The organism is Thermogemmatispora sp. (assembly GCF_019683755.1).
GTDB lineage: Bacteria > Chloroflexota > Ktedonobacteria > Ktedonobacterales > Ktedonobacteraceae > Thermogemmatispora.
Window position 1 is genome coordinate 1 of the sequence record NZ_JADGHT010000200.1, and the last position, 8,604, is coordinate 8,604.

At 58.5% G+C, this 8,604-nt stretch carries 5 protein-coding genes; 1 reads left to right on the forward strand and 4 read right to left on the reverse strand.

All coding sequences use genetic code 11. From position 1 onward, the window contains the following. Window positions 1–40 precede the first annotated feature (40 nt). Window positions 41–3,211, forward strand: coding sequence for a tetratricopeptide repeat protein (locus tag IRZ24_RS13040; RefSeq protein ID WP_297164938.1), 3,171 nt, complete (start codon window positions 41–43; stop codon window positions 3,209–3,211). 255 nt (window positions 3,212–3,466) lie between these two features. On the opposite strand, the gene IRZ24_RS13045 is transcribed toward IRZ24_RS13040, so the two are convergent. The 4 genes from IRZ24_RS13045 to IRZ24_RS13060 all read right to left on the reverse strand — a co-directional run bounded on the left by IRZ24_RS13045 (window position 3,467) and on the right by IRZ24_RS13060 (window position 8,483). Further along, window positions 3,467–4,618, reverse strand: a complete 1,152-nt coding sequence (locus IRZ24_RS13045; protein WP_297164940.1) for a peptidoglycan bridge formation glycyltransferase FemA/FemB family protein — start codon at window positions 4,616–4,618, stop codon at window positions 3,467–3,469. A 328-nt stretch (window positions 4,619–4,946) separates the two neighbouring features. Beyond that, window positions 4,947–6,176, reverse strand: a complete 1,230-nt coding sequence (locus tag IRZ24_RS13050; protein ID WP_297164943.1) for a peptidoglycan bridge formation glycyltransferase FemA/FemB family protein — start codon at window positions 6,174–6,176, stop codon at window positions 4,947–4,949. A gap of 24 nt (window positions 6,177–6,200) precedes the next feature. Beyond that, entirely contained in the window at window positions 6,201–6,785 is a 585-nt protein-coding gene (locus IRZ24_RS13055; protein ID WP_297164944.1) for a GNAT family protein, read from the reverse strand. A gap of 330 nt (window positions 6,786–7,115) precedes the next feature. Then, on the reverse strand, window positions 7,116–8,483 hold the full coding sequence (locus tag IRZ24_RS13060; RefSeq protein WP_297164946.1) for a glycoside hydrolase family 3 N-terminal domain-containing protein: 1,368 nt from the start codon (window positions 8,481–8,483) through the stop codon (window positions 7,116–7,118). Window positions 8,484–8,604 lie beyond the last annotated feature (121 nt).

Genomic DNA, 8,604 nt, shown 5'->3' on the forward strand with positions numbered 1-8,604 from the left:
TGCCGCGCCGGGCAACATAAGCGGAGGTAATACTGGCATCATGGGTAACATGGGTAGCGCGGGCAATTTCGGCGGCATGGGGAATCCGGGGCAGGCTCTTGCCCCTGCTGGCCCCGCTGGCGGAGGAGCAGCTCCGCAGAGACGCATCACGGCAAGCCAGGTTACGGGCATTTTGCGTCAGGCGCAGGCTTTCCAGGCCCAGGGTCGCTATAACGATGCCATTGATCTCTGTGAGCAGATCCTCGAAAGTGGTTTTGATCGTCCCGATGCGCGCTACTTTCTCGGTTGGCTCTATCAGGAGCAAAAGCGCTGGGATGACGCCATCCGTCAGTTCCAGATGCTGCTCAACGACCCTGAATATGCGCTTTCTTGCTATTATGCTCTGGGGCAATGTTATCGCGCACGTGGTGATCTGCGCACGGCCACTGTTCATTTCGATGAAGCTGTCGATCGCGTCAATCTCGATGCCCTGACGATCGAGGAGGCTGACCAGCTAGTGCAGCTCTGTCAGGAAGCGGCAGAGGCTCATCGCCTGCTCGGTGAGCAGGAGCAGGCCCTGACTATCTATAACGCCCTGCTTGGCTTCCTGCGCAGTCGTGGCTGGAATGATAAGGTCGCTCAGGTGGAGCTGCTTTTGAAGCAGATGCAGAGTGCGCCTCCTCCTGCTCAACCCAATACGCCGCCGCCTTCTTTGCAACAGCAAGCGTTGCAGGCTGCTCCTGGCCTGTCACCTGAGCAGCCAGCAACCCCGTCCATCCAGGATGCGGCAACCATGATGTTCTCAACTCCTGGGGTCGCCTCGGCGCCTCCTCAGCCTCCTGCCGCTCCTGCTGGGCCTGCCCCAGCTCCGGCGTCATCAGCCGTTTCTGCTGCTGCTGGCGAATTGCCCGACTGGCTGACGGGTATTCTCAATGAGCCTGCACCTTCGCAGCCAGCGACGAATCCTGCGCAGCCGGCTCCTGCTGGAGCTGCGCCAGCCCCGGTTTCGCCTCCGGCTGCCCCACCGCCACAGCCAGCGGCTCCGGCAGCTCCGCCACAGTCGCCCACGGCTCCCAATCCGCCAGCCCCGGCACCTGTCTCGTCGGCTTCCTGGCTGACCGATAGTCCCACGCGGCAGGTGGAGCTGCAACCGCCGGCTCCTGCGCCAGCCCCGGTCCCGGCTTCACAGGCTGTTCCTGTCCAGAGCCAGATGCCTGCCTCGCCAGCGGCTCCGCCCACTGCTGCCGCTTCAGCGTCCGCTCCTCTGACGTTGGAGCAGCTCAGCCCGGCAGCTCCCCCACCTCCTGCGTCGACGAGCGCTAAGGATAATGTCGAGGAGCTGCTGAGCAAGATTGCTGGCAATACCACCCGTGATGAGTCCCTGCAGCAGGTGGCCGGCGCTGTGCTTGCAAGTACGGCTTCCCTGCCCGAGGGCGTCCGCATGCAAGTGGTGCGCTCGATGCAGGATATCCAGCGCTACATCGAGCATGGCTTGTTGAATTCGGCTATCGATGAGTGCTTGAAGGTCATCGAGATCGCTCCCCAGTACCTGGATGTTCACCAGGTCCTCTGTGAAATCTATGTGCGTCAGGGCCGCATCGAGCAGGCCATCACTAAGTACGCCATCCTGGTCGATACCTATATCGCCAATGGGCGCATCGATGATGCGATTGCTACCTACCGGCGCATTCTGCAGCTGGAGCCAAATAATCTGACGTATCGCATGCGCCTCATTAATCTCCTCTCCTCTCATGGCAACAAGGAGGATCTTCTGCGCGAGCGCACCCAGGCCGCTGAGGCTTATCTGCGCCTGGGCTATATGGATCGCGCTCTCAGCGAGCTGGAGCAGGCGCTGCAAGAAAGTCCAACCAGTGTGCCGACGCGTTTGAATTACGCTCTGGCTCTGCAGAAGCTCGGTCGCTCTCAGCAGGCCGCTGCTGAGTATCAGCGTGTGTTGCAGGTTGACCCACGCAATATTGTGGCCCTGGTACGCTGGCACCTCTTGATGATTACGGGGGCTGCTCCTGCCGGTCGCGCTTCGGCTCTAGAGCTGTTGACGCGTATCCGTTGGCAGTTGCGGGGTCAGGGTCAGCGTCACTATGAGGTGGTCGCACGCGAGTATACGCAGGCGCTCGAGCTGCAGCCGAATAACGCCGACCTTCATTTCTCTCTCGGCCAGATCCATCAGCAGGCTGGTTACTTCGATCGCGCTGTAGCGGCCTATCAGCAGGCGGCGCGCGATAGTGCGGTGGAGGTGCTGGCCCGCGTGAGCATGGCTCACTGCCTGCTCTCTCAGGGCAAGCCTGAAGAGGCCATCCAACAGCTAGAGCAGGCTCTGCAATTGGTGCGCCGCTCGCCGGCGGCAATGGACCCAACTATCTGGGCTGCTCGCCCCCGCGAGGATGATGAGGAGCATCAGGCCCCAGAAGTTGAGATTTCGCTCTTGCTGGCAAAGGCCTATCGCCGCGCCGGTAAAGAGGAGCAGATGCAGGCTGTGCTCCGTCGCATTAAGCAGATGACAACCTATCAGGATGAGGTGGCCTCGGCTCTGGCGGAGATCTCCGCGCGTCAGGGTGATATCGACAGCGCCCTCCAGGAGTATGCTGAGCTGGCTCGCTACTATCTCAGTAAGCGTCAGGGCGACAATGCTCTCAATGTGCTCAATGAGATGGTGCGTCTAGCTCCCCAGGACCCGCGCGCCCATGCCGAGCTAGCTGAGATCTATATTAATCGCGGTCAGCTTGAGGAGGGCATCGCAGAGCTACGCCTGCTGGCCGATATCTATGAACGGCGTAATCAGCGGGGCGAAGCTTCAGAGGCTATGCGCCGTATCGCCGATATCTATGCCGAGATGGGCAATAATGAGGAGGCTCTTACCTGCTACCGCCGCGCTGTCGATCTGGCCCCCAACGATATGGGCCTGCTGCGCGAGGTGGTCGCTTTCTGCTGGCGCATCGGGCGCACACGTGAAGCTACCGAGTATCAAACGGTGGTAGCTCGCTACTACTTCGAGACCCACCAGGTCAAAGAGGCCGTGGCTGCCTTGCAGCAGTTGATCGCCATCGACCGCCATAATTATGAGGCTTACGATATGCTCGGTCAGACGTATCAGTCGGTTGGCGAGTATGAACAGGCTAGCCGCGTGTATAAGAACTTGGCCCGTGTGAAGCCCGATAGCACGATTGCTCGTGAACGCCTGGCTGCTTTGCAGGCACTGCGCTCGGGTCAGTAGCAGTAGCCTGGCCGGAGCCAGTCTCTTCTCTCTCGGGTCGTGGTGAAGCACTGGCAGGACAGAACCACAGGCAAGCACTGACAAGATTGGCCCGCTCGTTGAGGCCGATCTGCTCTGTTGTCAGAAGAGATGATCGCTCTAGGCTGGGGATCGGCAAGCAAGCAGAACCAAATTGAAAAGCCGATCCCCGTTTTTTCTTCTTGTCCTGTTCTTCTATTCTGGTCTGTAATCAGGCTGACCCCTGTGTAGAGTCCTCTAGTCCCGTTGGAAAGCGCCGGAGAGCGTCGTCTCTGTCTCCCGGCTGCTGGCCTCTCGCTGCTCCTGCGCTGCTTGCTTGCCAGCGGTAGACGAGGGGGTGCTCCGACGCTGTAGGCGGCTCCGCTGCTGCTGATCGCGCCAGCGCTTTACGTCTAGCAGGCGACGATAGGCCTGATAGACGAGGGGCTTGTAGGCGAGATCATGGGTCTCTAGGAAGCGCAAAGGATAACCGCCGAAGCCTTGCTTGAAGACGTAGACCCCCCATAGCTCTTGACCCTCCTCGAGGATATCAGGGATGCCGCGAAAGTTATAATACCAGCAGCCATGTGCTTTGGCCCAGCGGATGGCTGTCCATTGCAGTAGGTGATTAGGCATGCGATTACGGTGCTCGTTGGAGGAGGCTCCGTACATGTACCAGCTCCAACGCCCGAAGCGCAGCGCAATCAGGCCGGCAATGGCCTGCCCTTCATATTCTGCGAGGAAGAGAGCGGCGCGATCGTCTTCGCTGTAAAGGCGCATGATATCCTCATAGTGTGCTTTCTCATGGATGAAGAAGTGATCGCGCTCACTGGTGATGCGATACAGGCGATAAAAGGTATCGAGGTCGGCTGATCCTTCGCCGCGTCGTACGCTGACGCCTTTGCGCGTGGCCAGGCGAATGTTATAACGCCACTTCTCTTTCATGTTGGCCAGCAATGTTTGTTCATCGGGACGAATGTCTAGAACCCACTCATGGCGAATGTGCATAGCATAGGGAGTGCGGCGAAAGCCGTGGCCTCGCAGAGCAGCAAGCCAGCGTTCATCTCCATCGGGGACGCTTGGCTCGACTTTGAGCATAAAGGCGCCACGACGCCGGGCCTCTTGACGCACGAAGTCCAGGAGCTGGCCCAGTGCGGGCGAACTGGGGTCATCAATCACTGGCCCGCGCGGTGCATAAAAGTAGGTGCCCAGCACAGGGAGACGGGAAACAAGGACAAGCATGGCTGCCATGAGCTGCCCATTATTATCGACTACGCCAGTGTAAAGGGCTTCGGCACCGAGATGCGGGGCTAGCTGCCCCCACTCATACGATTGGGTGATATTGCAGCAAACCGAGGCAGCTACAAACTCATTCCACTGCTGCCGATCGGTGATAAAACGCGCTTCCATAAACGTTCCCCCAGTGAGGACAAGTGGAATCTCTTTGTCTCTTGCTTTTCCCTTCGAGCATTCAAGCGCGGATCAGAACAGTGCGCAGGCTGAGCATGGACTTCTGAATGACTGCTTTCATCGTCACCTGCCTGTTCTCCCTTGGCCAGGCTGCCGAAGGTGGCAGGCGTTAGGAAGAGAGCGCCTGCGCTGGCTGGGCCTTCGCTGAAGAAGACGGCTCGCGCCAGAGGCCGTCACGGCAGTCGCTGGTGCTCCTCCCATCCCCCGTAGTGCAGAACAGAAGAGCGCTGCTGCTGGCAACAAGCTAGCGAGCTGGCTCTGCGGACGCTCACTGGCTGACGCCGGAGGACGAGGCTGGCTCTGCTGGCTGTGCTCCTTTGCCGCTTGGACTGCTACCCTGTGCAGGCGCTGGGGATGAGTCTGTCTGGTTTGCCACGGCTGACTGACCTTTGCCGCTCTGTCTGCCGCGTGCCGCGCGCTCCAGCTCAACACGCCGTCGCTCGGCTCGCCTGCGCTCCCTCCGAATCTCCACTAACTTGCTCCAGAGACGATAGATCAGGGGGCGATAGACATAGTCCTGCGTTGGCATATTGAGGCGGGAATAGCCTCCGAAACCTTGCTTGTACTCATAGACGCCCCACATCTCTTCTCCTGGTTCCAGTACCTCTGGAATGGCGCGAAAGTCAAAATGGGTGCAGCCTTGCTCTTTAGCCCACTGGATGCAGCGGTACTGGAGCAAGTAAGCGGCTTTCAGATTGCGCTTATGATTGGAGGTAGCCCCGAACATGTCCCAGCACCAATCACCAAAGCGGATGAGCATTTTGGCGGCCAAGGCCTCCCCTTCGTGCTCGGCCAGAAAGAGCACGGCGTCACCGCGCGTGGCAAATTGGCGCAGGATCTCGCGATGATAGTCTTTGCTGTGGATAAAAAAATCGTCGCGCTCGCTGGTGATCTTGAGCAAGGCGTAGTAGGCATCGAAATCGGCATCGCTGCTGGCTTCCCGTACGGTGACTCCCTTGCGCCCGGCGACGCGCACATTCTGACGCCAGGTCATCTTGAAATTGGCAAAGAGAGTCTCTAGTGGAGGCCGGATATCCAGGACCCAGCTACGCCGTGGGTGGACGGCGTACGGATAGATGCGGAAGCCGAGAGCGCGATAGGCGCTTTGCCATTGCTCCAGGCGCGGATCATCGTCGGCGATGTTCGGCTCGAGGCGGAGCACTACGCTTCCCTCGCGGCGGGCAATGGTATGAGCCTCGGCAATCAGGGCTGGCAGAGCGGGCGAATCCGGCGCCTCGACGGTGGGGCCACGACAGCTATAGAGCCAGTTAAGCTGCAGACCAGGTAGACGCACTGGGAGCGGTACCGGAGCAACGGAAATCATCATGGCGCCGATCAGTCTCCCTGCCTCCAACGCGCCTAGCCGATAAATGCGTCCGCCAAGGTACTTATTCAGCTCACCCCACTCGTAGGACTGCAGCAGGTGCCCACCCGGCTGGGAGGTCAGAAAGGCGTTCCACTGCTCACGATCTGTGATTTCCTGCACAACGACTGTCATAGCTATGCCTATCCTTTAAAAACTTCAGCTTCCCTGGTTCTCCTGCTGCAGACTTTCAAGATACTCGCTTCTGAGCAGACTGTAGACGCGGACATCATGATATTTCCCGAAGCGGAGAATCGCCTGGCGCAGGGTCCCCTCATACTTAAAGCCGGCCTTTTCATCTGCGCGCCAGCCTCCGATATTCTCCTCCATGTCCTGCGTCTGAATACGGTTCAGATTTAGCTCCATGAAGCCATAGCGGATCATTAGCTTGGTGGCTTCCGTACCATAGCCCTGGCCCCAGACCGCGCGATCGCCAATGATAATATAGAATTCTGCTGTCTGGTTAATATAGTTAATATCCTTTAAGCCAACAAGGCCGATCAAACGATTGTTGCTTTTAAGAGCCACTCCAAAGATGATATGCTTCCCATCCTTATAAAGCTGCTCCAGACGCTCTTTGGCACGGGCGTCGCTCGTTGGATAGATCGAAAAATAGCGACGAATTTCCTCATCATTGAGCCAGGTGGCATACAAATGGTTGTCCTGAGTAGGCTCCAGCGGACGCAGATAGACACGCTCGCCAATGATAAATGGGTTCTGGAGATGGGCAGTCTCTTCAGCCATCGTCTTCTCACTCCTGGGATAAACTCTGGTGCGCGCCACGCCTGCAGCAAAGCGCACTAACGCTCTGGGGAGGTACAGCGTGGCAGGCAGGAGAAAGGTGCTCGACCTGTTCTTTGCTGAGCTGAGTATCCTGACTGAACTGGCTAGTGCCAGTTCAGTATAGCATAGTCCCCCAAGGCCGACAACGCAGGGTACAGGCTCCTAGGACCAGAGGGGGCTGTCGCTGCCGGGAGGCAGTCAACGAGCTGCGTTGACCGCCTGGCGGAATGATTGGACATGGCGAGCCGCCGAAAGGTCCTGCTAGCTTGAGCACCATCTCTGGCAGGCACCCTACGCGAAGCGAGGAATAGGCCAGAGATGGTAGTGAATCTTTAAGGCGATAATGCGCGTGACGGAGGCATCGATGGCGCTCAGCGAGAGCTGTCCAGTGGCTAAGGCCTGCTTGATGGCCTCTACCGCGCTGCGCAAGTCGTAGGAGCTGCGTACGCCCAGGATCATATCATTGCCTGCCGCCAGGGCCAGGACCACAGCCTGTGGCAGGCTCCATTGCTTGGAGATGCCTTCCATATAGAGGGCATCAGTAATGACCACGCCGTCGTAGCCTAGCTCGTGGCGCAGGATGCCCGTCACAATCGTCGGTGACAGCTCCGCTGGCCAGACGGGATCGAGGGCTGGCATCAGCAGGTCAGTCGTCATGATCATGCCAGGATGGTCCAGCGGCTGCGGCGACTGAATGAAATGTTTGAAAGGGATCAGCTCGGTGCTATAGATCTGCTCGCGCGTGCGCTTGATGATTGGCAGACCTGTATGGGCATCGGTTTGCGCGGCGCCTAGACCTGGAAAATGCTTGAGGCAGGCGATGACGCCGTCGCCCTGAACAGCGCGCAAATAGGCCCCACCGTAATCGATGACAGACTGCGGCGTGTAGCCCCAGGTGCGCAAGTATTGATCAGGGCCATTGATCACCGGTACATCAACATCGGGAGCCAGATCGGTATTCAGCCCCAGCGCCTTCAGATCATGGGCAATGCTATGGCCAAGAGCGGCAGCATTGCTTACTTTGCCCGTCTGGTAGATCTCCAGGGCACCGGGTCGGTGGCCGTAGATGTTGTTGATCCGCTCGACAAAGCCGCCTTCCTCATCTGCCGAGATAAAAAGAGGCATCCAGGCCCGGGCCTGCATTCGCTGGATATCGGTGCGCGTTTGCTGGAACGTCCGCATCTGGGCCGCGTACATGATGACGCCGCCTGCGTAGAGATCATGGATCATAGTCTCCAGGTCGGCTGAGTAGGTCGTCCCGTAATACTGCACCATGAAGAGCTGACCAAGCTTCTGATCAAGGGTCATATGAGCCAGATAGAGACGCGCCAGGGCCTGTTCATTCATCGCACTCTCACGGTGACGTAGCGCCTCGACCTGCGCAGGGGTTAGGGGATTGGTGATAAAAGGGCCGGGCAGGAGCATCTCTTGCAGCTGATTGGCCTGCTGAGGTTGCGATAGCGCGTCACCTTTGCCCAAAAGGGCCGTTGCCAGTAGGAGCAGTGCTCCACTGCTCGCCAGTAAAAGGCGCAAGGGGGACAAGGAAGGTCGGGCGCGGCGTCGCCCTTGAAGCCGCCCAGAAGAGTTAACCGCTGTCTCCTGACGCTCTCGCGCCGCTGAGCAGGAGACAGCAGCCGCTGACTCGCTGTTCGTTACCATTGCTGGAAAACTCCCGCATCCTGGCTAGCATGTCACTCTTATTATACAGTAAAATCGAAATTTTATAGCTTTATTGAATAATAGACTGATTTGAAGAGTAGGATGTCTTAGACCGTATATC

Excerpts from the sequence above, each read along its gene's own strand:
- IRZ24_RS13040 (WP_297164938.1), top strand. The coding sequence starts at position 41 with ATGGGTAACATGGGTAGCGCGGGCAATTTCGGCGGCATGGGGAATCCG.
- IRZ24_RS13045 (WP_297164940.1), bottom strand. The coding sequence starts at position 4,618 with ATGGAAGCGCGTTTTATCACCGATCGGCAGCAGTGGAATGAGTTTGTA.
- IRZ24_RS13050 (WP_297164943.1), bottom strand. The coding sequence starts at position 6,176 with ATGACAGTCGTTGTGCAGGAAATCACAGATCGTGAGCAGTGGAACGCC.
- IRZ24_RS13055 (WP_297164944.1), bottom strand. The coding sequence starts at position 6,785 with ATGGCTGAAGAGACTGCCCATCTCCAGAACCCATTTATCATTGGCGAG.
- IRZ24_RS13060 (WP_297164946.1), bottom strand. The coding sequence starts at position 8,483 with ATGGTAACGAACAGCGAGTCAGCGGCTGCTGTCTCCTGCTCAGCGGCG.